The organism is Hymenobacter frigidus (assembly GCF_014640435.1).
Lineage (GTDB): Bacteria > Bacteroidota > Bacteroidia > Cytophagales > Hymenobacteraceae > Hymenobacter > Hymenobacter frigidus.
On record NZ_BMGY01000002.1, the window covers coordinates 148,117 to 174,199 of the forward strand.

A 26,083-nucleotide genomic window follows, 5' to 3' on the forward strand; every position below is an offset into this window, starting at 1 on the left:
CTGCGTTACCCATCGTAACCGAGACGCTAAAGTCCCCAAGACCCCAAGCCCCTACCCATGCAACAAACTACCATTCTCTGGGCCGACGATGAAATCGACCTGCTCAAGCCGCACTTGCTGTTTCTTAAGGAAAAAGGCTACGACGTGACGCCCGTTAACAGCGGTGCCGATGCCATTGAGGAGATTCAGGAGAAGAGCTACGACCTTGTGTTTCTCGATGAGAACATGCCTGGCCTCACCGGCCTGCAAACCCTCACCGAAATCAAAGCCATTCGGCCCACCGTGCCCGTGGTGATGATTACCAAGAGCGAGGAAGAGCACATTATGGAGTCGGCCATTGGCGCCAAAATCGCCGATTACCTCATCAAGCCGGTGAACCCGAGCCAGATTTTGCTGGCCGTGAAAAAGGTGCTCGACAACAAGCGCCTCGTGAGCGAAGCCACCAACAGCGGCTACCAGCGCGATTTCCGCCAGCTTGGCATGCAGCTCTCCGACCGCCTCTCGCCCGCCGAGTGGGCCGAGGTATACAAGAAACTGGTGTACTGGGAGCTCGAAATTAACGAGACCGAAGGCAAGAGCATGGCCGAAGTCTTCAACATGCAGAAGGACGAGGCCAACACGTACTTCGGCCGCTTCATCACGGAGAACTACGAGGACTGGGTGGACGGCAGCGACAAGAACGCGCCGCTCATGTCGCACCAGCTGTTTAAGGAGCGGGTGTTTCCCACGCTGAAGGCCACCGGCGACACGCCCGTGTACTTCGTGCTGATTGACAATCTGCGCTACGACCAGTGGAAGGTGCTGGAGCCCATCATCACCGAAATGTTCACTGTGGACAGCGAGGAGATGTACTACGCCATCCTGCCCACCACCACGGCCTACGCGCGCAATGCCATTTTTTCGGGCATGATGCCTTCGGATATTCAGAAGAAATACCCCAACCTGTGGGTGACGGACGACGACGACGAGGGCAAGAACCTGCACGAGGCCGAGTTCATGGAAATCAACTTCCAGAAGAACAACCAGAAGGTGAAGCACAGCTATCACAAGGTGACCAACCTGCAGGCTGGCAAGGACTTGCTGAGCAAGATGAGCAACCTGCACAACAACTACAAGTGCAACGTCATCGTGTACAACTTCGTGGACATGCTCTCGCACGCCCGCACCGATATGGCCATGATACGCGAGCTGGCGGCCGACGAGTCGGCCTACCGCAGCATCACCCGCTCGTGGTTTCTGCACTCGCCGCTGTATGAGATGATGCAGCAGATTGCCGATAAAAAAGGCAAGCTCATCATCACCACCGACCACGGCACCATCCGTTGCAAGCGCCCCTACAAGATTGTGGGCGACCGCAACACCAACACCAACCTGCGCTACAAGCACGGCAAAAACCTGGGCTTCGAAGACTCGCGCGACGTGTACGTGGTGCGCAAGCCGGAATCCATTTTCCTGCCGCGCGAGAACGTGAGTACGGCCTACGTATTCACGATTGGGGACTACTTTTTCGCCTACCCCAACAATTACAACTACTACGTGAACTACTACAAGGACACGTTCCAGCACGGCGGCATTTCGCTGGAGGAATGCATCATTCCGTACGTGACGCTCACGGCAAAGGGCTGAACCACCCTAGTGCCGGCATAAAAAAAGCCCCCTGAATAGGGGGCTTTTTTTATGCCGGCCAACGCCAGCCGCGAACACGTCCCGAAAGCCACCGCTCATTGTCAGAACCCTGCCGATGGTCGTTTGCAGGGGTGCCAATGAGCATGGCCGCCTACAAATAATAGTCGGCGGGGGCTGGGCGTGGGAAGATGGGCTATTGCAGCTTATCCAGCGCCGCCCGCAGCCGCGGCAGCGCCGCTGTGATAGATTCCATCGTTTCGGCCCCCACGGAAGCGCGGAACCATGGCTCCGAAGCCGGCGAACCGAAGGCGCTGAACGGCACCAGCGCCAGTTGGGCTTCCGCGATGAGGTAGGAGGTGAGCTCGGCGGTGGTGGCGAGCACGGTGCCATCGGGGGCGGTGCGGCCCAGGACGTCGATTTTGATGGTGAGGTAGATGGCCCCGGCGGGCGCCACGGCGTCAACGGAATACCCGCCGGCCTTCATCTCCTGCAAGCCTTTGAAAAGGCTTTCCAGGGAGCTATCTAGGCGGCTTTTCATCGCGGTCAGGTACGCATCCACGGTAGCTGCCTCGGGCAGAAAGTGGGCGGTGGCTACCTGCTCGGCTTTGGGGGCCCAGGCCCCCACGTGGCCGAGGATGGACTTCATCTTTTCGATGATTGGCGCGGGCCCGAAGCCGTAGCCCACGCGCACGCCGGTAGCGGCAAAGCACTTCGAAATGCCATCAATGTAGATGACGTAGTCGCGCAGCTCCGGCCGCAGGCTCACCGGGTCAAAATGCTGCGTGTCGCCGAAGGTGAGCAGCCAGTAAATCTGGTCGTAGAGGATGTATAAGGGCTTTTCATCCGGGCCGCGACGCTTGTTTTCGGCCACCACGAGGTCGCAGATTTCTTCCAGCCCGGCTTTGGTGAACACCGTGCCCGTGGGGTTTAGCGGGGAGCACAGGGCCAGCAGCGTGGCCCCGGCCAGGTGGGGGGCCAGGTCGGCGGCGGCGGGCATGAAGTTATTTTCCGAATAAGTGGGTACGGTTACGGGCGTTGCCCCCACCAGGTGGCAGTAGTGGTTGTTGTTCCAGCTTGGCAGCGGGAAAATCACCCGGTCGCCGGGGTCGACCAGGGCCCGGTAGGTGGCATAAATGAGCGGACGCGAGCCGCCGGCCACCAAAATATCGTTGGGGCTGTAGGTGAGGCCTTGGCGGGTTTGTAGAAATTCGGCCACGGCCTCCCGCAATTCAACTACTCCGGCCGCGGGCGGGTAGTTGGTGATGCCCGCCTGGTAGGCTTTGACGATGCCGGCATTCAATTCGGCCGGGATGGGGAAGATGGCGGAGTCAAAGTCGCCAATGGTCAGGTTGCAAATGTTGGCCCCCTGCCGCACCTGCTCGCTTACCTGGTTGCCAATGCGGATAATTTCGGAGCCGCTCAGGCCGGCCGCCATTTTGGATACTTGCATGAATTAGAAACGGAAGAATGAAAGCCGTTGCGGCCCACAAAGGTAAAAGACGTTGGGCTTAATGAAGAAGGAAAGGTTGTCTCAGCGGCAGTTGCTGAAATTTTTCGTTCCTCTTTAAGCAGAGCGTTGTTAAGCGCCGCCTTATTACCCGCCCGCCCGGCGCAGCTCCTCCTCGGCGCCGGCGGCGCGCTTACGGGCGGCGGCCACTTTGCTGCTGCCAAAACGGTAGGTGAGAGCCGCCGTAGCTACCCTGGTGTCCTGCTTTGAGATGAAGGACTCGGTGAAGTTATCGTAAGTAGAGGTCGTGCGGATGGGGGTGGTATACAGCACATCGGCCACGTTCATCCGCAGGGTGCCCTGCTTGTTCCAGAGGCTTTTTTGCACGCCGGCCGACAGTTGGCCCCGGTCCCGGATTACTTCAAACCCGTACACTTCCCGTGATTCGTACAGCGCGTTGATATCCGCCGACCAGCCGTGGGGCATGGTAAAGCCGCTGTTGGCCGAGAGCGTGCAGGCTGCCCGGCCCCGGTCGAGCGCGGTGCCAGCCAGGTTACCCCGGAAGCGGGTGTAGTAAAACACGCCGTTGGCGTACAGCGTCCACCATTTGGCTAGCTCCAGGGGTGCAGTCAGGGTCAGCGAGTAGTACTGCTGGGTGGTCAGGTTCACGTCGCGGTTCACCACGAGGCGGCCACCGTCGGGGGCGGGCTGCACCACGTTCACAAACGGCAGGTTGGTGTAGGTATAGGCCAGCGCGGTGCTGAATTTCTGGCGGTAGGTGTGCGACACCTCGACGTTGTAGCTGGTTTGGGCCACCAGGTCGGGGTTGCCGGCCCGGTACGACGTTGCATCCAGGTAATTACGCAGCGGATTTACCTGGCCGTAGCTGGGCCGGTCGATGCGCCGGGCCAGCGCAAAGCCCAGCATATGCCGCGCGTTGATAGTATGCTGCCCCGAGGCGCTGGGAAAAAGCTGGAGGTAGTGCCGCTCGCGGGCCGTTTCCCCAGCCGGGGCGGCCAGGGTATTGGTTTGCTCGGCCCGCAGGCCGGCTTGCAGCTTGGTGTTGGCGGTGGCCCCGCGCACGCTTGCATACGCGGCATTCACATTCTCATTGTATTGAAAACCATTCGATATCAAAGAGTTGAAGGTGCCGTTATTCAGAAAAACAACATTATTGACGGAGCGCACCTGTGTCACTTTCAGACCGGTTTCGAAGCGGGCGCGGTGGGGCAGGGGGCGACTGTAGTCCGCTTTAAACGCGCCGATGGTGAGGTTGCTGCGCTGGTCGCCGCTGACAACGTCAGTGGGCTGAGCCGGCGTTTCAAAATACTTGGTCAGGGCCAGCAAGCGGGTGGTGCGGTAGCGGGCAAAGTCAGCGTCGGCGGTGAGCGTGGCGGCGGCGGCAGAGTCGGCGAAGCTGTGGCGCAGGTTTACGTTGGCGCTGCCGTTGGGCCGGCCCACGTCCTGCAAAGCCGTAGAAGTGTACCGCGCCGTGGGTTCGCCCACCGGGCCAAATTCCTGCGTGCGGTTGGAAGCATCGTTGGTGGCTTGGCTGAGCAGCCCGGTGGCGGCTACCCCCAGCAGGGTGCGCTTCGAGAGGGTGAGGTCGAGGCTCAGCTTGCCACTGTGCGACCGCAGGTGCGAGAGTTGCTCGGTTGCCAGCGCGCTGCTGCCCGCCGGGAGCTGCGGCGTGGCCAAAAACCGCCGATTAAAATCGAGCCGCACAAAGCCCCGGCGGTCGATATAAGCGTAGCTGCCGTAAAAATTGAGGTTTTTACGGCGATGGTTGAGGGCCACGCCGCCCGTGAATTTTCCGTACTCGCCCCGCCCGTAGCTGGCGTTGGCGCTGCCGTTGGTGCCCAGGCGTTGGTCTTTTTTGAGATTGATGGCGATGACGCCCGCGCCGCCCTGGGCATCGTACTGCGCCGGCGGGTTGCTAATCAGCTCGATGCTTTCCAGCTGTTCGGCGGGCAGCGCCCTGAGGTAGCTGGCCAGCTCGGTACCCGTGAGGGGCACGCGCTTGCCGTCGATAACCACCAGCAGGCCTTGGCGGCCGCGCAGCACCAGGTTGTCGCTGGCATCAACGGTCAGGCCCGGTGAGCGGCTCAGCACCTCCATGGTAGTGGCGCCGGCCGTGAGGGGACTGTCGGCCACGTTCACCACCGTGCGGTCGGCCCGGTGCTCAAACAAGGGCTTGCGCGCCGTCACGGTTACTTCCTTCAGGGCGGTGGCGTGGCTGGTGGCCAGCTGGATGGCCGGCAGCGTGAGCCCCATTGCGGGCAGCTCGAACGCCGGACTCCAGTACCGCGCAAATCCCACTTGCGCCGCCGATACCAGGTAGCGCTTGCCCGAACCTGCAGCTAGCTGAAAGGTGCCTTGAGAGTCGCTAAATTCAGTTTTGATGACTACTGAATCGGCTGCCCGGTGCAGCGTGACGGTGGCAAACTCAATGGGTGCGCCCGCCCCGCTGGCTACGGTGCCGCGCACGGCCGCCGGGGCCTGCGCCCGGGCCGGCGGAGAAACTACCGCAGCAAAGCCGCTGAAAAGGATGGCAAATGCTTTGGCGAGCACAAAACCGTGCCGGCCCGGATAAAGGTGTGGCATGCAGTAAGACTGGGTAGAAATGGAGGAGGAAGCCGGTGGCAAACCGGCCGGAAGTAGCAGTTGCCATCATTCTCAAAAGAGAATAAAAAAATTAGCCTAGAATCCTTTAAATGAATGTTTTACCAGAGCTAGGAAAGCGTAAAGGTGTGGCATTGGGGTTAATATTCCAAAATCTGGCGTCAGGGTCTGCCACGGAGCCGGTAAATTTGCCTCATGCTACCACTGCTGGTTACCGCGAATACCCTTGCCGATTTGCCCGCCGTCGCCCGCCAGGTGCAGGCCGCCATTACCGTATCGGGCTGCCGCGTAGTGGTCTTCGAGGGTGAGATGGGCGCGGGTAAAACCACGTTAATCAGCGCGCTGGCTGCGGCCACGGGAATCGAAGACGATGTGAGCAGCCCCACGTTTTCCTTGGTCAACGAGTACCGGGCAGCTAGTGGGCAGCCCGTGTATCATTTCGATTTCTACCGCATCAATTCCATTGATGAGGCCGAGCGAATAGGTGCAACTGAGTACCTCGATTCCGGGTATCTTTGTTTAGTGGAATGGCCTACCCGCGTGGAGGCGCTTTTGCCTGCGCCCCGCCTCGAAGTGCGCCTGGAGGTAGAGCCTAATGAAAACCGCACAATTAAACTAAGAATTATAAATTAAGAATTAAAAATAATTGACTAGTCATTGGGAAGAGGCGTTGGAGCTGATTCCTGATTCTTAATTCGCAATTTTTAATTCTATCTCCCTATGGCCGAACAGCTACCCTCCGGTTTTGAGTCCCTGGCCACGAGCCGCGCCTATTTCACCCAGGAATCGATGCTGGCCGTGGAAACGCGCAAGCGCAAGCTGTTCATCGGCCTGCCGCGCGAAACCTCGCTTCAGGAAAACCGCCTCGGCCTCACCCCGGAAGCCGTGCAGCACCTCGTATCGGCGGGCCACGAAGTGGTGATGGAAGCCGGGGCCGGCGAGCCCAGCAAGTACGCCGACCACGCCTATTCCGAAGCGGGAGCCCAGATTGCGTATTCCAGCGAGGAAGTTTTCAAGGCCGACATCCTGCTGAAAGTGGCCCCGCCCACCCTCGAGGAAATTGAGCTGCTGCACCCCAACCAAACCCTGATTTCGGCCCTGCAAATGGGCTCAATGACCCAGGAATACATCGCCGCGCTGTCCCGCAAAAAGATAAACGCCATCGGCTTCGAGCTGATGAAAGACCCCAGCGGGGCCCGCCCCGTAGTACGGGCCATGAGCGAAATCGCGGGCTCAACCGTGATGCTGATTGCGGCCGAATACCTGGCGCGTTCCAACGAGGGCAAGGGCATCATTCTGGGCGGTATTACGGGGGTGCCGCCATCGCAGGTAGTGATTTTGGGGGCCGGCACGGTAGCCGAGTACGCCGCCCGCGCCGCCACCGGCCTCGGGGCCGAGGTGAAAGTCTTCGATAACCACCTTTATAAGCTGCGTCGCCTCAAGCACAACCTGGGCATGCAGCTCTACACCAGCACCCTGGACACGTTTGCCCTGAGCCAGCAAATCCGCCGGGCCGACGTCGTGATTGGAGCACTGGCGGTAGAAGATGGCCGCATTCCTTTCGTGGTGCCCGAGGAAATGGTGGCCAGCATGGCCCCCGGCTCCGTCATTATCGATGTCAGCATTGACCAGGGCGGCTGCTTCGACACCAGTGAAATGACGAGCCACAGCAAGCCCGTGTTCCGCAAATACGACGTGGTGCACTACTGCGTGCCCAACATCGCCTCGCGCGTGCCTCGCACCGCCACCAATGCGCTGAGCAACATTTTTACGCCCATCCTCCAGGAAATCAGCCAGTACGGCGGCATCAACGAAGTGCTGTTCACCAACGAGCATTTCCGTTGCGGCGTGTATATCTACCGTGGCTCGCTGACCAATGCCATGATTGCCAAGAAATTTAACATGCGGTACAAGGAACTGGGGCTGCTGATTGCGGTGCGGAATTAAAACCCATCAAAAAAGCGTATCCCTTCAAAACGAAAAGGCGACCTACTGGAAAGTAGGTCGCCTTTTCGTTTTGCCAGAATCAAATTACCGCGCCTTGCGGCGGTCCCGGAGCTTTTTCAGGCCGAAGGCAACGCCGCTGGCTAATAGCAGGGAAGCGCCGCCATCGATGGGCACGGCAGTCGGGTCAACCGTTGGGCCGGGAGTGGGGCCGCCGGAGCCGGGTTGGGCCAGGGCCGTGGCGGCGCTGAACAAAACGCATAATGCGCTCAAGAGTGCATATTTTTTCATGTGAAAGAAACTGGAATGAAAGAATAACCGAAAAAAGACGATATAAGCCCAGGTCGGAAAACCCGACCTGGGCTGTTTTATCAACGCTTTACTACTCAATTACTACGCGCTTGACCACTTTGCCCGCGTCGGACGACAGCTGCAGCGAGTAGATGCCGAAGGCCAGGTTCGACACGTCGAACTGGGACGTAGCCCCGGCGGCGGTCATGGTCAGCTTGCGCTGGGCCACCACTTGGCCGAGTTGGTTGTAGAGAACAGCCGTGACGGTCGTGCGGCCCATTTCGGCGGGCACAATCAGCGTGAAGCTGCCACGGGCCGGGTTGGGGAACAGTTGTACCTGCTTGGCCAGCGCGGCGTTGTTGGTAGCCAGCGGGCCAGCGGCCGGGCCGAAGTACAGGCTGAAGCGACCGGGCAGCGCCGAAGTAGCGGCCGTGAAGGTGTACTGCGGCTGCTGGGCCAGGTCGATGCGCGCGCCGGTCTGGGCATCAAGCAGGAATACTTTCGTATTGCCGCCGAAGTTGAGCAGGGTCGTAGCGTTCAGCGTGTAGGTGCCCTGGGCCGGTACGCTCACGTTCAGCGGTACGGTGGTGCTGGCCGTGGGAGTGGGCAGCAGCGGCAAGCCGTTCACCGACAGCTCGTCGCCGGTAATGATGCTGCCTACGCTCAGGCCCGAGGAGTTGGGCAGCTTGTAGGCATCGTAGCGGGCATCGAAGCCCGCCGTGGCACCTTGCTCGAAGTACACGAAGGTCTCATCAGCCAGGGTGGCGGCAGTGCCTTGCAGACGCATGCCCACCAGCGGACGGGTTTCGGCCGTGCCCCGGTTGAAGCTCGGCATGGTCGAGAACGTGGTGACGCGGGCGGTGTTGTTCAGCGTGAAGCTGCCCGTCGTTTGCCCGGTACTCACGCGGGTGAAGAAGCCCTGCATGGACGACACCAGCGGGTTGCCCACGTTGTTTATATAGCTGCGGTACTGGCCCACGTACTGGCCGGTGCTCTGGTATACGTAGATGGCGTCATCTACATTGGTGCGCGTCACGCCGGCCGTCTGGCTGAAGTCGAGCGGCGAAGGGTAAGGGTTGCCCAACAGCTGCCAACCGCTCTGCGCCTGCGCGCCACGGGTCAGGTTGCTGCGGGTTACGGTCCCGTTGTTGAGCGTGCCCATCACGTCCACCACGGCCGTGGCCGAAATATTCACGGTGTAGCCCGTCAGCAAGCCCATAATGTCGCCGGGCGCGGGTACGAAGAAGCCCTGGTCAAAGGCTGGCACCGAATTGGCCGCCAGGGTCACGCGGCTCTGGTCGTAGCCAAACACGTTGGGGAAAGGCGTGGTCGTATTCGGGGTTGTGGCGGTGTTGTAGGTCTGGTTGTAAATCGGGGTGAAGCCCGGCGTATTGGTCAGGTCGGAAAGCGTCGTGCTGGTCACCGCCGAGCTGTAGTGGCGGTAGCCTGGGCCGGCATTGAAGGCCGGGTCGATGGCGCGCTGCACGGTGGCCGGGCCAACTACGGCACCAGCGGTGTTCACCACGAGGGCAGTACCGGCGGTGGGCGTCGAGAGCAGGGTCAGCATCTGGCTGGCGCTGGTGGTCAGGTTGCCGCTGGTCAGGGCCAGCGTCTGGGCAATGCTGATGCCACCGTTGTTCACGGTGAGGCCGGCGGCGTTGCTTACGGTCAGGCTGCGTACCTGGCTGGGCAGGCCCGCGCCGGTGGTCTGGGCTTCCAGGCCGTTGTACACAAAGTTGGCATCCGGGGCAAAAGTGCGGGTACCGGTGAGCTGGATAGCGCCGGTAGCGCCCGTGGCGCTGATGCCGTCGGGGCTGCAGATGCGCAGCGTTGAGCCAGGCTGCATCACGAAGCTGCCGGGGCCGGTAATGGGCAGGCAGCTGGTGGCCAATACGCCCTGGGTGCTCAGCGTGCCGCCCGTTTGCAGGGTCAGCGTGCCGTTCACCCGCACGGGGCCATTGAAGGAAGCCACGCCGGTGCTGGTGATGGTCACGTTGTTGTACGTGCCGGCATCTACGCCCGTGGCGGTGCTTACGGTCAGGTTGGGGTTTACCACCACGTTGGTGGGGCCGCTGGCCGAACCGGTGCCACTCCAAGGCGTTTGGATATAAGGGAAGGCGCTCCGGAAAGTGGTGTCGTTGACTTCCACACCCGTCGTGAAACCTACTTCCGCCAGCAGTTTGGGCGTGAGTGGGTTGGTGCTGCCGGCGGCGAAGTCGTCGAAATACAAGCCCACGGCGGCTAATACCAAGCCGCCCACTGCTTTCAGCTCAATCTGGTCCACTGCATCCTCAAGGCGGCGGCCATTGGGGAAGCCGTCCATATTCGGGATGTTCTGCAGGGCGGCGCTGCCATTAAAGCGCGCGTCGGTGATACCCAGCACCGCAGCAGCCAACAGGCCTTGGTTGCTGAAATCAGGCGAGTTGCGTGGGGTGGCGGGCACGGCCATGTTCAGGCGGAGCATGTCGCCGCCGGGGTTGGTGCGGCCCCCAAAGGTGAGGGGCAGGAAGTTGTTCACAAACGGCTTGCCGGCCGAGAGCGGATTAACAGCCGCGTTGCCAGCCGAGAGAGGCGTCTTGCCCACCACCAACTGGTACGGGGGCAGGTTGGGAACACCGGTGTGGAAAATGGGCTTGATATCCGCCGAGCGGGGATTGTCGGCCACCAGCAGGTAAGGGCCGAATATGTTGGGGTCGAAGGCCGTGCCGGTCACCAACGGGCTGCCGACCAGGATTTGCAGACCATCAGCCTGGTTCCGGAAGTCGAAGCCACCAGCCGGAATACCCGGCTGGCCGTCCAGCGACTTGGTTTGCATGCGCAGGGCATTGAGCGCCGGTACTGCCTCGCCAAAGAAGGTCTGATTAGCGGTTTTGGGCGCCGCCGGAGCCACGGGCGTGTTGTCGGCCGTGTAGAGACCCAGCTCGGGGTTCGAGAGGTAGGAATCGGTGATGGCCGCCTCCGCATAAGGAGAAACGGCATTCCAGGCGTCTTTAGCACCAATGGGGTTGATAACCTCGTTGGTGAGCGGCATGCCCAGGCGAGAGACCTGCACGTAGGCACCGCTGGCACCTTCCCCCGTAGCCGAATCAAACGTGCGAATTTGCTGGCGGCTGGCCGATGCCCACACGCCAATCACGTAGTTGGGGTCCAGGATGTTAGCCGCCGCCGATACGGCTTGGCCATTCTTCTGTAGCGTGGCAATTGGGATACTCAGAGCGATGGCGTGGCAGTTTTTGCGCGACAAGCCATCGGTGGCCGAAGCAGGGCGCAAGCCAGCCAGGTCAAAAATAGCCCCCAAGTCGGCGAAGAACGGGTCATCCGTTGGCCCGCAAAGAATCCGCTCGTTGCCGCCGCCACTGGCATTCGTGATGGCGTTCTGGCGGAGCGTTTCGTAAGGCGCGGGCTGGTTGAGGCCAGCCCCACCGTTGATGGAGCGCGGCCCAATGTTGTTGGGGGGCACCACGCCGCCCGTGACGATGGCCGTGAACGCGCCCCCATTCACACTCTTCTCACAGATGTAAGTGGTTTTAAGGTTCTGCTGGCCCAGTCGAATGTTAAAAAACGTGCTGGGGTCCTGGTTCACGCGGGTGAAGGTGAAGCGGTAGGTGATGTCGTCACCGGCCGTGGCACCGTTGTTTTTTACGTGTACTTCGTAGCGTACGCCCTCGCCAAAGGTGCTGTAGTTGGGACCGCCGTGGGGCAGCTCAAACGGAATGTAGTTAGCGATAACGACCACGCGGTTGGCGTCGTTGGGGTCCACGAAGGCGTAGAGGTCGGTGTTGTCGGCCACCGGGTCATCGGCGATGAGCGGGGCCTCGCGGTGGCTACTGGCTTCGAGGGGCGTGTGCTTGGTGCTGCTCCACACAGAGAGGCCAACCGCTGCCGCTGCCACGGCGGGCAGCATTAAGTATTTATGTATCAGTTTGGAAGTCATTTTCTTCGGACGAATCAATGTTGAGAAATGAGTTAGCGACGGTTGGCAAATCCTTCCCACGGCGCGGCCACGTAGGGGAACGCGGTGGTGAAGGGGGCATCGTTGCTCTCCACCCCGGCGGAGAAGTTCAGCACGCCACGGAGCCTGGGGGTCACGGGGGAGGGGCTGGTGGGCGTGTAGTCGTCGTACCACAGGCCGATGGCGGCAAGGGCCGCACCACTTACAGCCTGCAACTCAATTTTCACTACTTCATCTTCCAGGCGGCGGCCGTTGGGGAAGCCGTCCATATTGGGAATCATTTGCAGGGCGGTGCTGCCGTTAAAGCGCGCATCGGTCAGGCCCAGCACGGCGGCGGCAAACAGGCCTTCGTTGCTGAAATCGGGCGAGTTGCGTGGCGTAGCGGGCACGGCCATGTTCAGGCGGAGCATGTCGCCGCCGGGGTTGGTGCGGCCCCCAAAGGTGAGGGGCAGGAAGTTGTTCACGAACGGCTTGCCGGGGGCCAGTGGGTTGCCAGCTTTGCCGGTAGCCAGTTGGTACGGGGGTAAATTCGGCACGCCGGTGTGGAAAATTGGCTTGATGTCGACCGAGCGGGGTTTGCCCGATACGAGCAAGTAGTTGCCAAAAGCAGCATCATCCAGCGCCGTGCCGGCCACCGCGCCACTGCCTTTCAGCGGAAACAGGCCCGCGGCCTGGTTGCGGAAGTCGAAGCCGTTGGCGGGCAGACCAGCGAAGCCGGCCAATGACTTGGTTTGGATGCGCAGGGCGTTCAGCGCTGGTACCGCCTCGCCGAAGTAGGTAGCCGCTACGGTTTTGGGTGCGGCCGGGGCCACGGGCGCATTGTCGGCCATGTACAGGCCCAGCTCGGGGTTCGAGAGGTAGTCGTCGGTGATGGCCGCCTCGGCGTAGGGCGTGGTACGGTTCCAGGCGTCCTTGCTGCCGATGGGGTTGATAACTTCGTTGGTGAGCGGCATGCCCAAGCGCGAAACCTGCACGTAGGTCGCGTTATCCGTGGTGGCGCCGCCGGTGGCGCTGAGGGTGCGCATAGTGGGGCGGCTGGCCGATGCCCACACGCCAATCACGTAGTTGGGGTCCAGAATACTGGTCCGCGACGATACCGGCTGGCCGTTTTTCTGGAGCGTGGCAATAGGCACGCTGATGGCAATAGAATGCACGTTGTACTTGGCCAAGCCATCGCGGGCGCCCTGGTTTACGCGCACGCCAGCTAAATCAAAAACCGCCCCTAGGTCGATGAAGAACGGGTCTTCGGAAGGGCCACAGAATATTTGTTCGCCCGCGCTGTTGCCGCCCGTGGCGTTCGTCACCGCGTTTTGGCGAATGGTGGCGTACGAAGGCTGGTTTAGCCCGACGCTCGTGCTGATGGAGCGCGGCCCGATGTTGTTGGGGGGCACCACGCCGCCCGTGACGATGGCCGTAAAAGCGCCTCCGTTCACGCTCTTCTCACAGAGGTAAGTTGTTTTGATATTTTGCTGGCCCAGCCGGATGTTAAAAAACGTGCTGGGGTCCTGGTTCACGCGGCTGAAGGTGAAGCGGTACGTCACGTTGTCGCCGGCCGTGGAGCCATCGTTTTTCACATGAATCTCATACCGCACATTCTCCCCAAACGTGTAGTAAGTAGGGCCACCCTGGGGCAGCTGAAACGGGATGTAGTCGGCGATGAGCACCACCCGGTTGGCGTCGTTGGGGTCCACGAAGGCATAGACGTCGGTGTTGTCGGCCAGCGGGTCATCGGCAATGAGCGGGGCTTCGCGGTGGCTACTGGCTTCCAGCGGCGTGTGGCGGGTGGCGCTCCAGACGGACAGCGACGTGATGGCACACGCCCCGACCAGCCACTGGAGGGGTTTAGTAAAGCTCTTCATAGAAAAAGCGACAAGTGAAAAAGTGGAACAAATAAACCGACGAGTTAAAAGGCGTTGAAAATTTTTTGATTAATAACCAAATTGTTGAGAAAAAATATACCCACAGTCAAATCAGCATTGGCGCATGCGAGGAGGTGGGTAAGCGAACAGCAAATCGGAAATAGTGGGTTGGCGCCAAGGTGGCGGCAACGCAGCGAAACTTAAAACGCGGCCGAGTCAAAAGGCAGGGCTGCCTGGCAAGCGGTGCAGAGGGGGAAGGTGCCGGGCCCGTCGGGAGGACGAGTGGCGCTGCCCAAAGGGGAAGTGCATCCGGGAGCCAGCTCTCACTGAACTCCTTCGTAAATCACTACGGCCGCGGGTGGGTCCTTGGATTTAGTTGCACCGCCGATTTATAAAAATAATTTTCAACTGAATACCCCCGATGAAGCGGAGTAGATTCATTGTATCTTCAAACAACTGATTGTAAGTATATTATATAACTAATCGACACCGTCGCATGAGCAGACCAAACACTAACCGAAATGCCTTGGCAACAGGGCTTGCTCGCAGATGACGCGCAAGAATGGCTGAGAAGCTGCCACTGCGTTGCTGAGAAGCTGCTACTGCGTTAAAATTGAGAGGTACAGCGGTTTCCAGGTTAGAGTTCAGCGTGTAGCGACCCGACTCTTCGCGTCTCCCGGGCCGCGCCGTTCCCACTCCTGAACCGTTAAACGTCCAGACGCGAAGGGTCGCGTCGCTACACCCGCTTGGTAAAGGGTGTGCACTGACCAGAAAAACACCCTAAATGTTCAAAATCAGTTGATTAGAATTTCAACTTTTACCTATTCCCCAGAGGGCGCACCGAGTTGGAAACGGCTCCAATTTGGTGGGGTAGTGACGCGAGGACGTGACTCTGCCCCGTTCTGGCAGCCCTCTTCCTGGTGCGCTATATCTTCACGAAGTAATAGCTTGTTCTAAATTAATTGTGCAATCAGAACGTCATGCTGAGCTTGTCGAAGCATCTCTACCGCTTCGTTGCACCGGCTCAAGCGAAGCGGTAGAGATGCTTCGACAAGCTCAGCATGACCGTTTTAGAATGATTTTAGCTAACTCAAACAGCTTTTTACCGCAGCGCTGGCGCGGAAGTTGTTTTCGCTACGACAAGCCCGTAATCACGCCATTATCGTCGATGTCCATCCCCGCCGAGGCGGGTACGGGCGGTAGACCCGGCATGCGCAGCAAGGTGCCGAGGATGGGGATGAGGAAGCCCGCGCCGGCCGCCAGCTCGCATTCGCGCACCGTAACGCGGAAGCCCTCGGGCCGACCAACGAGCTTCTCGTTGTCCGAAAACGATTTCTGGGTTTTGGCCATGCAGATGGGCAGCCCGGCCAGGCCCAGGCGGTCGATACGGCGCAGGTCAGCTTCGGCCTGGGCGGTATAATCAACGCCCACGGCCCCGTAAATTTCGCGGGCAATGGTTTCGATTTTAGCTTTTACCGGCTGGTCCCAGGCGTAGAGCGGGCGCAGGCGGTTGGTGCCCGCCGCGATGTTGGTCAGCACGGCCTCGGCCAGAGCGGTGGCTCCGGCCCCGCCCTCGGCCCAGCTGGTGCTGAGCACCGCCGTTACGCCTAGGGCGCGGCAGAGCTGCTGCACCAAGGCCACTTCCTCGTCGGTGTCGCTGCTGAACTGGTTGATGGCCACTACCGGTTGGTAACCGAATTTTTGGGCGTTTTCGAGGTGCCGGGCCAGGTTGGCGAAGCCCCGCTCGCAGCGGGCCAGGTCGGGGGTGTTGAGCTGGGCCGGCGTAGCCCCGCCGTGGTGGCGCAGGGCGCGTACAGTGGCCACAATCACCACGGCGGCGGGGGCCAGGCCCGTGTAGCCGCACTTAATATTGAGAAATTTCTCGGCCCCCAGGTCGGCCCCGAAGCCGGCTTCGGTCACCACGTAATCGCCCAGCGAGAGGCCCATGCGGGTGGCCAGCGCGGTGTTGGTGCCCTGGGCGATGTTGGCAAACGGCCCGCCATGGATGATGGCCGGGGTCTGCTCCAGGGTTTGCACCAGGTTGGGCAGCAGGGCATCGCGCAGCAGGATGGTCATGGCCGCTTCGGCGTGCAGCTGGCGGGCGTAGATAGGCTGATTGGTGTAGCTGAAGGCCACCAGAATGTTGCCGAGTCGGGTCTTGAGGTCGGGTAGGCTGGTGGCCAGGCACAAAATGGCCATCACCTCGGAAGCGGCCGTGATATTGAAGCCATCGGCGCGCATCACCCCGTTGGCTTTGCCGCCCAGGCCCACGATGGTCTGGCGCAGGCTGCGGTCGTTGAGGTCCAGGCAGCGTTTCCAGAGCACGGTGCGCGGGTCGATGTCGAGCGGGTGGTGGGCGGTCTGAATGACGTTGTCGAGCAGGGCGGCCAGCAGGTTGTTGGCTTTTTCCACGGCGTTGAAGTCGCCGGTGAAGTGCAGGTTGATGTCGGCCATTGGGCTCACCTGCGAGCGGCCGCCGCCGGTGGCCCCGCCCTTGGCCCCAAACACGGGCCCCAGCGACGGCTCGCGCAGCACCACCACGGCCTTTTTGCCAATTTTCCGCAGCCCGTCGGCCAGGCCGATGGATACCGTGGTTTTGCCCTCGCCGGCCGGGGTGGGGGTGATGGCCGTAACCAGAATCAGCTGGGCGGCTGCCACTTTTTTCTCATCAATTAGCCGCAGGGGCAGCTTCGCTTTGTACTTGCCGTAGAGTTCGAGGTCGTCTTCGGCAATGCCCAGGCGGGCAGCTACTTCCTTGATGGGCGGTAAAACAACGGATTGGGCAATGGAGATGTCGGACATAAAGGGGCTTTAAGCGGTTTGTATAGGCCAACAGGAAACCTGTTGTTTTGTGCGGCGGCGGCAATGAAGTTAAAAGCCAGCCGGGTAGATTTTGACTGCCAGCCGCTCGTGAAACGGACACAGCCCCGATAACTAATCAGGTATTTGGGGTGAGCAGCAGCGTTTTCCATGCCTCCACCAGCCGCCCTTCGGCCAAAAACTGGCGGCCCAGCTGGAGAAGTTGCTGCGCACGCTCCGCGGCATCGTCGCGGTGCTTGTTGAGGAGGTAGGCCACCATCGGCTCGGCCCGGAATTCCTCAATCTGCGCCGGGGTGGGTAGGGCGCTGTGCTCGATGTTGGCCAGCCGGCCCAGCTCGTTGCCGGTGAGCACGGTGGAGGTGCGGAGGTGCTCCGGCAGCTGGTCGATGCCGATACCGATGTGGCGGTTGGGCTTGGCGACTTCGAACAGGCTGCTGCCGCTGGCGCGGCAATACCAGTCGCCCCCGAGCCGGGCCACGGCGTCCAGCTTGAAGGGGTCGATGCCGGCGGCATCGGGCAGCAGAATATCCTGCCGGAAGTGGGCCCGCACCACCCGGCAGATAATAAGGTTGCCGGCCCCGTTGTTGTGGCCCAGCTCGATGACCTGCTCCACCACGCACTCGAACGCAGCCGGGGCCTCGGCCACGCGGGGTGGCCGCACCAGCTCCGAAGCCAGCTCGGTGAGGCCTGCCTTGGTGAATTCGTTGACACCCTTGGCGTATTCGGTACTGGCCAGGGACAGCTGCTCGACCAGCGCAAAATCGCAGATATTAATGACGACTTCGGGCACTTCGCGCACATTTTGCAGGGTGTGCTTCTGGGAATTGTCGCGCACGCGGTTGGCCGGCGAAAACACCAGGATGGGCGGGTTTGAGCTGAAGGCGTTGAAGAAGCTGTAGGGGCTGAGGTTGACCCGGCCTTCAGCATCAATGGTGCTGGCGAAGGCCACCGGGCGCGGGGCCACGGCCCCCACCAAAAACGGGTGCCACTGCGCGGGCGTGAGGTCGGAAGGGGTGAGGGAATGAAAAAGCGGGGGTGATGTGGGCATGGTGAGGGTGAAATCGCCGCGTAGGGTAGTTGGTCGGTCAAAGCTAAGTAGCTTTAGAGGCATGAAACGACTATTCCTGTGCCTCGTGCTGGTGGGTATGTTTGGGCGGGCGTGGGCTGGGCCCGGCAGCTCGCTGCCACCCACCGATACGGCCCGGCTGCGCCAACACCTGCAGTTTCTGACCACAACGCCGCAGCCGCGCAACTATCAGCATCCGGTCGTGCTCGACTCGGTAGCCCGCTACATTCAGCGGTGCTTGCGGGCGGCTGGTGCCCAGGAAATAGGAGAGCAGCCCTACGCAGTGAATGGCCAGACCTACCGCAATGTGCTGGGCTCGTTTGGCCCTGCTAATGGCCCACGAATAATAATCGGGGCGCACTATGACGTGTGCGGGGAGCAGCCCGGCGCCGACGACAACGGCACCGGCGTGGCCGCCCTGCTGGAGCTGGCGCGGCAGCTCGGGCAGCTGCCGACGCTGCCGTTTCGCATCGATTTGGTGGCGTATACGCTGGAAGAGCCGCCGTTTTTCCGCACGCCGCACATGGGCAGCTACGTGCATGCAGCATCGCTGCGGGCGGCTGGGGTGCCAGTGCGGGGCATGGTGGCGCTCGAAATGCTGGGCTATTTCGATGACCGCCGCCACAGCCAGCACTATCCGTTCGAGCCGCTGAAATTCATCTATGGCAGCCGGGGCAACTACGTGACGGTGGCTCAGAAATTCGGCAACGGCCGCTTCGGCCGGCGGTTTGCGCGGCACTACCGCAGCGTTGCCGCCTTGCCCGTGAAGCGGTTCAAAGCCCCGGCGTGGCTATCGGGTATTGATTTCTCCGACCACCTCAACTATTGGCATTTCGGCTACCCGGCGGTGCTGCTCACCGATACCGCTTTTTATCGCAACCGCAGCTACCACGAAACCACCGATACCCTGGCTCGGCTGGACATGCGCCGCCTGGGGTTGGCCGTGGATGCCCTGCTGGCCACGTTAATGGGTGGTCAATAGTTGTCGGTTTTAGCCAGTCATTTGCTAAACAGATATATGTTTGCTAAATAACTGTAGCTTTACGGCGTTACCGCAATCGACTTTGTTCCATGAATGCTCCTTCCTGCCCCAAATGCGACTCGCCAGAAGCCACCAAAAGTGGCGTCATAAACGAGCGGCAGCGGTTTAAGTGCAAAACCTGTGGCTACCACTACACGGTGGCCAAAATGGGCCGGGAGGTTGATAGCTACTACGTTATTAAGGCCTTACAGCTGTTTATTGAGGGCGTAAGCTACCGGGAGATTGAACGCCTGCTGGGCGTGAGCCATGTCAGTGTGATGAACTGGGTGAAAAAATACGGCGTGAAGGCCCCGCGCCAGACCGATTACCACCCTACTTACAAAATACTCAATCAGAAGGAACTGGCTGAGTTCTTTCAGAAGCCTGAGAACGTGAAAGGGGCCGGCATGATGGTGACTGAACTCGGGGATAAGTTCATGGTGATTCGGTGGGAACGGTTCCGAGCAAGGTAGGGCTATAGACGATTTGCAGAAGTATAGCTACTGCATAGCTTGCGGGTAGGGAATGCATACGTTTGGGGTACCCGTTTGGCAGTGCAAAGCTGGAGGCGGGACTATTCTCCAATTCACCAACATCAAACCCCACCTCGTTCATGCAAAATGTACGCTACGCATTGACATTGAGCGCCCTGCTAGCTGCTGCCGGCGTTTCGGCCCAAGTGCAGCCGGTGCCCATCGGCAGTCAGCCTTCACCGCCGCCAGCGGCACCGGCCCTACCGCCCGTACCAGTGGTGCCTACCGAGTCGGTTCCTTACGGGCCGGGCATGAAAATTAATATTTCGCCGGATGGCTCGAAGTACTTGCGTTTCATCACTTGGCACCAAGTGTACGCCCGTTACACTGAAAACAACACGGGTACCACGCGGGCTCCTGGTAAGCCTCAGGATAGCCAGTTTGACTTTGCTCTGCGGCGCTCGCGCGCCATCATTTTAGCTCAGCTCAACTCGCGCTTTCTGATATACACGCACTTTGGCATCAACAACCAGACGGCTGTGGGCGGCGGTTTCGCGCCGGCTGTAGATGGCAAAAAGCCGCAGCTGTTCCTGCACGAGGCCGTGGTGGAATATAAGGTGAACAAGTACCTGAACCTGGGGGGCGGCCTGCACTACCAGAACGGCCTCTCGCGCATGACCCGGTCGAGCACGCTCAACTACCTCGCCATGGATGCGCCCATAACGAACTGGCCCACCATTGAAGCCATCGACCAATTTGCCCGTGGCATTGGCGCATATGCCAAGGGCCGGGTGGGCAAGCTCGACTACGCGCTGAGCGTGAATGAGTCGTTTCTGACCAACCAAACCGGGGCATTTAGCACGCCCCTGGGACTGGGGGCTACCACCGGTACCGGGGGTGCGGCCACTAACCGGGGAACCAACACGGCGCAGTATAACCCACAGGGTACCAACCATATTTACCAGGGTTACATCAGCTACGAGCTATTCGACCAGGAGTCCAACTTGCTGCCCTTCAACGTGGGTACTTACTTGGGTACCAAGCGCGTGCTGAACTTCGGCGGCGGTTTCTTCTATAACAAGGATGGCATGGTGTCGCGGCCTACCACCAACGTGCTCGACGCGGCCGGCATCTCGGCGGCCGGCTCCGGCGTCAGTGCTTTCAACAACTCGGCCAACGGGGTGCAGAAGCATGACATCGGCCTGTGGTCGCTCGATGCCTTCTACGATACGCCCGTGAATAAGGAATCCGGCACGGCTTTCACCTTTTACGGGGTGTACTACAACTTTGACATGGGCCCGAACCATGTGCGCTTCATTGGCTTGGCCAACCCCGGCTACGGCATCGTATCGGGCGACGCCTCCCGCCGCGGCAATGCCGTGCCGCAGTCTGGCACGGGCCAGGTGGGCTATGCCCAGGCCGGCTTCCTGCTGCCCAAAAACGTGCTGGGCCCCAAGCTGCGCGTGCAGCCCTATGCCGCCTACCAACTGGCCGGCTACGAAGGCCTGAAAACTGCCGCTGGCAACCAGAAAAACGTAAACATCTTCGATGGCGGAGCCAACTTCTACATCGACAGCCACAATGCCAAGTTTACCCTCAACTACCGCGCCCGCCCCGATTTCACCAACGTGGAAAACGTGAAATACCGCCCCGAAATCACCCTGCAAACGCAGGTGTTTTTGTAGGCCGGCCGCTCACCGTTGCTTGTTTTTCTCACCAATTTTTTCTGACTTGACATGGAACAGCGTTTAACCCAACCTTACGGGGCCGAGGTAGATGGACCGGTAGCCCACGACAACAACTCGACCCCGACCAGCAAAATCTGGCAGGTCATCACGGCCTCCTCCGTGGGTACCGTGATTGAGTGGTACGACTTCTACATTTTCGGTTCGCTGGCCGCCGTTATCGGGCCGGTTCTCTTCGGTTCGAAGGGCAAGCCCGAAGACACGCTGCTCGGGGCGTTGGCCGTGTTCGGCGCGGGCTTTGTCGTGCGGCCCTTCGGGGCGCTGTTCTTCGGGCGCATCGGCGACATGATTGGACGCAAGTACACCTTCCTGGTCACGCTGCTGCTCATGGGCGGGGCCACGCTGGTTACGGGCCTGATTCCGAGTTACGACAAGATTGGCTGGCTGGCCCCGGCCATTGTGCTGGTCCTGCGCCTGTTGCAGGGCCTGGCGATTGGTGGGGAGTACGGCGGGGCCACTACTTACGTGGCCGAATACGCGCCCGACAACAAGCGTGGCTACTACACTTCATTTATCCAGATTACGGCCACGGCCGGCTTCTTCCTTAGCATTCTGGTGATTGTTATTACCAAGAAATCCATGCCCGAGGCCGACTTTAAGGACTGGGGCTGGCGCATTCCGTTCCTGCTGTCGGGCTTCCTGATTATCGCCTCCTACTACATCCGCCGCAAACTGGCCGAGTCGCCGCTGTTTGCCAAAGCCAAAAACGAAGGCAAAACCAGCACCAATCCGCTGCGCGATTCCTTCGTAAACCCGGTAAACCGCCGGCTGGTGCTCATCGCCCTGTTTGGCGTGACCATGGGCCAGGGCGTGGTCTGGTACACGGGCCAGTTCTACGCCTACTCCTTCATGCAGGCCACCCTCAAGATGGACCAGGTCACGGCCTCCATCGTGCTGTGCGTGGCCCTGCTGGCCGCTGCGCCGTTCTTCGTGTATTTTGGTTCGCTATCCGACCGCATCGGCCGTAAGCGCATCATCATGACCGGCCTGCTGTCCGCGGCCTTGTTCACGATTCCGATTTTCTACGGCCTCAAGGCTTTCTCCGGCCCGCTGACCGAAAAGACCCCGGCCATTCCCGCCACCGTGGATGCCGCTGGCGCCGCCGTGGCCGCCGTGCCCGCCGTCATGCAGGCCCTGTCGCCCCAGTTGGTGCCCATGATGTTGCTCGTGTTTTGCCTCGTGATTTTTGTGACGATGGTGTACGGACCCATCGCGGCCTACCTCGTTGAGCTGTTCCCCACCAAAGTGCGCTACACGTCGCTTTCGGTGCCTTACCACATCGGCAACGGCGTGTTCGGGGGCTTCGTGCCGCTCATCGCCACCTCCGTCACGGTATGGGCCGCCAAGCAAGCCCCCGGCACGTTCTGGAAGGATTATAGCTCGCTCACCGGCCTCATTTACCCGGTAGCCATTGCGCTGATTTGCTTTTTCATCGGTTCGGCCCTGATGAAAGATGTGCGCAACGTAAAACTCATGGATGACGAGCCCTCGGCCGGGGCCTAACGGCCCTGCGTCCGGGTTCAGGTAAGCCCAAAAAAGCCGCCGGTCCGTTGGACTGGCGGCTTTTTCGTTAAATTGGAGGGCTGCTGTTACTGAGCTGCAACACTCGTTTTATGCCTACCAAGCCCGATTTTCCCGTGCCGCCCCACCCGCACCCCGACCGCTCGGAATCCCGCCGCAGCCAGCGCCTGCTGTTTCTGGCGGTACTCTTTGGGCTACTGCTCAATTTCCCCCTGCTGGCGGTGTTCGACCACGACGGGCGGGTGGGCGGTGTGCCCGTGCTCTACCTCTACGTGCTGCTCACCTGGATTCTGCTGGTAGGATTGACCGGCTGGCTCTCGCGGGGGTCAATTAAAAATTAAAAAAATTGAGAATTAGAAAGGAGAGAGGCATGGGGATTTAACTCAGTCAGACTCGCTTTCTAATCCCCGAATTTTTAATTCTCAATTTATAATTAAAACCAATGCCCAAGCTGCTCGTCATCGGCTTTTCGTTCGGCTACCTGGTCCTGCTCTTCGGCGTGGCCTACGCGGCGGAGCGCAGGTCGGTGGCCCGCAAAAGCCTGGTGAGCAACCCCTACATATACGCTCTGAGCATGGCCGTGTACTGCACGGCTTGGACATATTATGGCAGCGTGGGCCGGGCGGCCACCCACGGAGTTGAATTCGTGAGCATTTACCTCGGGCCCACCTTGCTGGCCCCGGCCTGGTGGTTGGTGCTGCGCAAAATCATTCGCGTGTGCCGGCAGCAGCGGCTTACTTCCATTGCCGATTTTATTTCGGCGCGCTACGGCAAAAGTGCCGCGCTGGGTGCGCTGGTCACGGCGGTGTGCGTGCTGGGCATCGTGCCCTACATCGCGCTGCAAATCAAAGCCATTGCGGCCTCGTTCGTGACCCTGACCGGGAGCGGGGCGGGCGTGGGCGGGCCGGCCGCCACCACGGCGCTCTACACCACGGGGGCGCTGGCGGTGTTCACCATCTTGTTCGGGGTGCGCTCGGTAGAAGCTACCGAGCGGCACGAAGGCATTGTGTTGGCCGTGGCCGTGGAGAGTGTGCTCAAGCTGGTGGCGTTTCTGGCGCTGGGCCTGTTCGTCACCTACGGCCTGTTCGATGGTTTCGCCGACGTGTTCGACCAGGCGGCGGCGGTGCCGGCGCTGCGGAAGCTGTTCACGCTGAGCGGCGCGGGCACCAGCGGGGCTACCTGGCTTACGCTGCTCATTCTGAGCATGTCGGCGGTGCTGCTGCTGCCCCGGCAGTTTCAGGTAGCCGTGGTGGAGAACGTGGATGAAAGCCACCTGCGCAAGGCCATGTGGCTGTTTCCGCTCTACCTCATCATCATCAACCTGTTTGTGTTGCCCATTGCGTTCGGGGGCGTGCTGCGGCTGGGCAACAGCGGCATTGATGCCGACACGTTCGTGCTGGCGCTGCCGCTGGCGTCGGGCCATTCGTGGCTGGCGCTGCTCACCTACCTGGGGGGCTTGTCGGCGGCCAGCAGCATGATTATCGTCGAAACCATTGCCTTGAGCGTGATGATGAGCAACCACCTGTTCATGCCGCTGCTGGTACGGGTGCCCGCCGCCCGCCCCGAGGGCCAGACCCGCTGGTTTGCCTACCTGGGCCGCGTGGCCCTGGAAAGCCGCCGTTTGGCCGTGGTGCTGGTGCTGCTGCTGGCCTTCGCCTACTACACGGTGGTGGGCAAGCAGCTGCCATTGGTAAACACCGGCCTGGTGTCGTTCGCGGCGGTGGCGCAGTTTGTGCCCGCCGTGCTGGGCGGGCTTTATTGGAAGGGCGGGACCCGGCGCGGGGCCACGGTAGGCCTGGTGGCCGGCTTTGGCGTCTGGTTTTTCACGCTCGTGCTGCCCACGCTGGTGGGTCCGGGGCAGCTGCTGCCCGCCTCCATTCTCACCGAGGGGTTGGGCGGAATGGCCAGCCTGCGGCCGTTTGCTTTGTTCGGGCTGGATGGCCTCGACTACCTCTCGCACGGCCTGTTCTGGAGCTGGTTTTTCAACATTGGCCTTTACATCGGCCTCTCGCTGGCCTGGCCGCCCACGGCGCTGGAGCTGCGGCAGGCCGACGTATTTGTGGACGTGTTCAGCCGCCGCAGCCTGGGCGAAGAAGTGGCCGGCTGGCAGGGCCGCACCCCGTATCCCGATGTGCGCGCCTTGCTCCTCGGCTTCCTGGGAAAAAAGCGCACCAACCAAGCCCTGCGCACCTTCGCCACCCGCTTCCCAGACGCGTTGCCCGCTGCGCAGGAAGGGGAATTCACGCAGCCACTAAGTAATTCCGTCACCGTTCCTGCCGACCCTCGCCTGCTCACGTACGCCGAAAAGCTGCTGGCCGGCAGCCTGGGCCCGGCCAGTGCCCGCATGCTGGTGGCCTCGGTGGCGGGGGCCGAGCAAATCAGCTATGACAGCGTGGTGGGCATTCTCAGGGAAAGCCAGCAGCTGCTCGAAGCCAACCGCCAGCTTCAGAAGCAGAGCCGCCAGCTCCAGCGCCTCACCGAGGAGCTGCGCGCCGCCTACGACCAACTTCAGGCCCTGGACCAGCGCAGGGATGAATTCCTCTACACCGTGACGCACGAGCTGCGCACGCCGCTCACCAGCATCCGGGCGCTGGCCGAAATCCTGGCCGATAACCCCGATTTGGAAGCTGAAGAACAGCAGCGCTTTCAGCTCACCATCGGGCGCGAGGCGGAACGCCTCACCCGCCTCATTTCGCTGGTGCTGGACTTGGAGAAGTTCGAATCGGGCCAGGCGACGCTGGAGCGCACGCCCGTGCCGATAGCCGAGCTGGTGGCCGAAGCCCTCGATGCCGTGGGCCAGCTCTTGCGCGACAAGCACATTGCCCTGCACGTTGATGTGCCCACCGACTTACCGGTGCTCCTAGCCGACCGCGACCGGCTGATGCAGGTGCTCGTCAACCTGCTTTCCAATGCCGTAAAGGCCTGCCAGAGCAACGGCCAAGGCCGGATTTCGGTGCTGGCCTGGCCCACGGCCGACATGGTGCTGCTGTGCGTGGAAGACAACGGCCGCGGCATCTCGCCGGCCGCCCACCACCTCATCTTCGACAAGTTCTACCAAGCCCAAAACCAGACTATCCGCAAGCCCGAAGGCTCCGGGCTGGGTCTGGCCATCACCCGCAAAATCGTGGAGCTGCACCACGGCCGCATTTGGGTAGAGAGTGCGCTCGACCAGGGGGCCCGCTTCTTTGTGGAGCTGCCGTTGCCCGTGCCGGCCACCAACGCTCCTGCCACTTACTCGCCCTCCCTTTCCGTTTGATAATGTTCTTTCCAAATGAAAACACCCCACGTTCTGATTGTTGACGACGAGCCGAACATCGTCATGTCGCTTGAATTCCTGATGCGCAAAAACGGCTACCAAGTGGGCATTGCCCGCAACGGTACCGAGGCCCTGGCCGCCATCGACCAAACCGCCTTCGACCTCATCCTGCTCGATATTATGATGCCCGACGTGGACGGCCTGCAGGTGTGCCGCCAGCTGCGCCAGCGCCCCGACCGCGCCGGTACCAAGGTTATTTTCCTCTCGGCCAAAAGCCGCGAAGCCGATGTGCAGAAAGGCTACGAAGTGGGGGCAGATTTGTATATTCCCAAGCCCTTCAGCACCCGCCAGCTAATGGAGAAAGTACGCGAATTGCTGGCCGTGTAAAGTTTCCTGAACGCCGGAAGAGCATGGCGTTCTTACTTCTGCTCACACTCCTC

General features: G+C 60.9%; 17 protein-coding genes. 10 read left to right on the top strand and 7 right to left on the bottom strand.

Annotated features, from left to right (window positions below; all coding sequences use genetic code 11):
* The first annotated feature begins 57 nt into the window (after nt 1–57).
* A complete protein-coding gene (gene porX / locus IEW17_RS01680) occupies nt 58–1,626 on the top strand; it encodes a T9SS response regulator signal transducer PorX (RefSeq protein ID WP_188560277.1) in 1,569 nt (522 codons plus the stop codon).
* 193 nt (nt 1,627–1,819) lie between these two features.
* Here the strand turns inward: porX and IEW17_RS01685 are convergent, their stop codons facing one another.
* Together IEW17_RS01685 and IEW17_RS01690 are read right to left on the bottom strand one after the other, a co-directional pair.
* Entirely contained in the window at nt 1,820–3,076 is a 1,257-nt protein-coding gene (locus tag IEW17_RS01685) for a pyridoxal phosphate-dependent aminotransferase (RefSeq protein WP_188560278.1), read from the bottom strand.
* Between the two features lie 144 nt (nt 3,077–3,220).
* The gene (locus IEW17_RS01690; RefSeq protein WP_188560279.1) at nt 3,221–5,677 is read right to left on the bottom strand and encodes an outer membrane beta-barrel protein; all 2,457 of its coding nucleotides are present in this window, start codon (nt 5,675–5,677) and stop codon (nt 3,221–3,223) included.
* A 213-nt stretch (nt 5,678–5,890) separates the two neighbouring features.
* On the opposite strand from IEW17_RS01690, the gene tsaE reads away from it, so the two are divergent.
* Together tsaE and IEW17_RS01700 are read left to right on the top strand one after the other, a co-directional pair.
* Entirely contained in the window at nt 5,891–6,328 is a 438-nt protein-coding gene (gene tsaE, locus IEW17_RS01695; protein WP_188560280.1) for a tRNA (adenosine(37)-N6)-threonylcarbamoyltransferase complex ATPase subunit type 1 TsaE, read from the top strand.
* An 87-nt stretch (nt 6,329–6,415) separates the two neighbouring features.
* Nucleotides 6,416–7,642: an alanine dehydrogenase gene (locus IEW17_RS01700; protein ID WP_188560281.1), complete on the top strand. Its 1,227-nt coding sequence runs from the start codon at nt 6,416–6,418 to the stop codon at nt 7,640–7,642.
* Nucleotides 7,643–7,726: 84 nt separating this feature from the next.
* On the opposite strand, the gene IEW17_RS01705 is transcribed toward IEW17_RS01700, so the two are convergent.
* From IEW17_RS01705 to IEW17_RS01725, 5 genes are all read right to left on the bottom strand, one after another.
* The gene (locus IEW17_RS01705; protein ID WP_188560282.1) at nt 7,727–7,930 is read right to left on the bottom strand and encodes an Fjoh_0651 family PID-CTERM protein; all 204 of its coding nucleotides are present in this window, start codon (nt 7,928–7,930) and stop codon (nt 7,727–7,729) included.
* A 91-nt stretch (nt 7,931–8,021) separates the two neighbouring features.
* A complete protein-coding gene (locus tag IEW17_RS01710) occupies nt 8,022–11,864 on the bottom strand; it encodes a DUF4331 family protein (RefSeq protein WP_188560283.1) in 3,843 nt (1,280 codons plus the stop codon).
* A gap of 32 nt (nt 11,865–11,896) precedes the next feature.
* Nucleotides 11,897–13,741 (bottom strand): DUF4331 domain-containing protein, encoded by a 1,845-nt coding sequence (locus IEW17_RS01715; RefSeq protein ID WP_188560284.1) that lies wholly within the window; start codon nt 13,739–13,741, stop codon nt 11,897–11,899.
* Between the two features lie 1,134 nt (nt 13,742–14,875).
* The gene (locus IEW17_RS01720) at nt 14,876–16,543 is read right to left on the bottom strand and encodes a formate--tetrahydrofolate ligase (protein ID WP_188560285.1); all 1,668 of its coding nucleotides are present in this window, start codon (nt 16,541–16,543) and stop codon (nt 14,876–14,878) included.
* Nucleotides 16,544–16,679: 136 nt separating this feature from the next.
* Nucleotides 16,680–17,609: a flavin reductase family protein gene (locus tag IEW17_RS01725; protein ID WP_188560286.1), complete on the bottom strand. Its 930-nt coding sequence runs from the start codon at nt 17,607–17,609 to the stop codon at nt 16,680–16,682.
* Between the two features lie 61 nt (nt 17,610–17,670).
* Here IEW17_RS01725 and IEW17_RS01730 point away from each other — a divergent pair, with 61 nt between their 5' ends.
* The 7 genes from IEW17_RS01730 to IEW17_RS01760 all read left to right on the top strand — a co-directional run bounded on the left by IEW17_RS01730 (nt 17,671) and on the right by IEW17_RS01760 (nt 26,030).
* Nucleotides 17,671–18,609, top strand: coding sequence for a M28 family peptidase (locus IEW17_RS01730; RefSeq protein WP_188560287.1), 939 nt, complete (start codon nt 17,671–17,673; stop codon nt 18,607–18,609).
* A gap of 89 nt (nt 18,610–18,698) precedes the next feature.
* Entirely contained in the window at nt 18,699–19,121 is a 423-nt protein-coding gene (locus IEW17_RS01735) for an IS1/IS1595 family N-terminal zinc-binding domain-containing protein (protein WP_188560288.1), read from the top strand.
* Nucleotides 19,122–19,261: 140 nt separating this feature from the next.
* Nucleotides 19,262–20,806 (top strand): hypothetical protein, encoded by a 1,545-nt coding sequence (locus IEW17_RS01740; RefSeq protein ID WP_229748737.1) that lies wholly within the window; start codon nt 19,262–19,264, stop codon nt 20,804–20,806.
* Between the two features lie 51 nt (nt 20,807–20,857).
* Complete coding sequence (locus IEW17_RS01745; RefSeq protein ID WP_188560289.1) at nt 20,858–22,369, top strand: MFS transporter; 1,512 nt, start codon at nt 20,858–20,860, stop codon at nt 22,367–22,369.
* Nucleotides 22,370–22,479: 110 nt separating this feature from the next.
* A complete protein-coding gene (locus IEW17_RS01750; RefSeq protein WP_188560349.1) occupies nt 22,480–22,728 on the top strand; it encodes a hypothetical protein in 249 nt (82 codons plus the stop codon).
* 101 nt (nt 22,729–22,829) lie between these two features.
* Nucleotides 22,830–25,643, top strand: coding sequence for a sensor histidine kinase (locus IEW17_RS01755; RefSeq protein WP_188560290.1), 2,814 nt, complete (start codon nt 22,830–22,832; stop codon nt 25,641–25,643).
* 15 nt (nt 25,644–25,658) lie between these two features.
* Complete coding sequence (locus IEW17_RS01760; RefSeq protein ID WP_188560291.1) at nt 25,659–26,030, top strand: response regulator transcription factor; 372 nt, start codon at nt 25,659–25,661, stop codon at nt 26,028–26,030.
* The last annotated feature ends 53 nt before the right edge of the window (nt 26,031–26,083 follow it).

What these genes read in the sequence shown, in the direction of transcription:
- IEW17_RS01685 (WP_188560278.1), bottom strand. Translation starts at nt 3,076, where the DNA reads ATGCAAGTATCCAAAATGGCGGCCGGCCTGAGCGGCTCCGAAATTATC.
- IEW17_RS01735 (WP_188560288.1), top strand. Translation starts at nt 18,699, where the DNA reads ATGAATGCTCCTTCCTGCCCCAAATGCGACTCGCCAGAAGCCACCAAA.
- IEW17_RS01730 (WP_188560287.1), top strand. Translation starts at nt 17,671, where the DNA reads ATGAAACGACTATTCCTGTGCCTCGTGCTGGTGGGTATGTTTGGGCGG.
- IEW17_RS01725 (WP_188560286.1), bottom strand. Translation starts at nt 17,609, where the DNA reads ATGCCCACATCACCCCCGCTTTTTCATTCCCTCACCCCTTCCGACCTC.
- IEW17_RS01760 (WP_188560291.1), top strand. Translation starts at nt 25,659, where the DNA reads ATGAAAACACCCCACGTTCTGATTGTTGACGACGAGCCGAACATCGTC.
- IEW17_RS01705 (WP_188560282.1), bottom strand. Translation starts at nt 7,930, where the DNA reads ATGAAAAAATATGCACTCTTGAGCGCATTATGCGTTTTGTTCAGCGCC.
- IEW17_RS01690 (WP_188560279.1), bottom strand. Translation starts at nt 5,677, where the DNA reads ATGCCACACCTTTATCCGGGCCGGCACGGTTTTGTGCTCGCCAAAGCA.
- IEW17_RS01715 (WP_188560284.1), bottom strand. Translation starts at nt 13,741, where the DNA reads ATGAAGAGCTTTACTAAACCCCTCCAGTGGCTGGTCGGGGCGTGTGCC.
- IEW17_RS01740 (WP_229748737.1), top strand. Translation starts at nt 19,262, where the DNA reads ATGCAAAATGTACGCTACGCATTGACATTGAGCGCCCTGCTAGCTGCT.
- tsaE (WP_188560280.1), top strand. Translation starts at nt 5,891, where the DNA reads ATGCTACCACTGCTGGTTACCGCGAATACCCTTGCCGATTTGCCCGCC.
- IEW17_RS01720 (WP_188560285.1), bottom strand. Translation starts at nt 16,543, where the DNA reads ATGTCCGACATCTCCATTGCCCAATCCGTTGTTTTACCGCCCATCAAG.
- IEW17_RS01745 (WP_188560289.1), top strand. Translation starts at nt 20,858, where the DNA reads ATGGAACAGCGTTTAACCCAACCTTACGGGGCCGAGGTAGATGGACCG.
- IEW17_RS01755 (WP_188560290.1), top strand. Translation starts at nt 22,830, where the DNA reads ATGCCCAAGCTGCTCGTCATCGGCTTTTCGTTCGGCTACCTGGTCCTG.
- IEW17_RS01700 (WP_188560281.1), top strand. Translation starts at nt 6,416, where the DNA reads ATGGCCGAACAGCTACCCTCCGGTTTTGAGTCCCTGGCCACGAGCCGC.
- IEW17_RS01710 (WP_188560283.1), bottom strand. Translation starts at nt 11,864, where the DNA reads ATGACTTCCAAACTGATACATAAATACTTAATGCTGCCCGCCGTGGCA.
- IEW17_RS01750 (WP_188560349.1), top strand. Translation starts at nt 22,480, where the DNA reads ATGCCTACCAAGCCCGATTTTCCCGTGCCGCCCCACCCGCACCCCGAC.
- porX (WP_188560277.1), top strand. Translation starts at nt 58, where the DNA reads ATGCAACAAACTACCATTCTCTGGGCCGACGATGAAATCGACCTGCTC.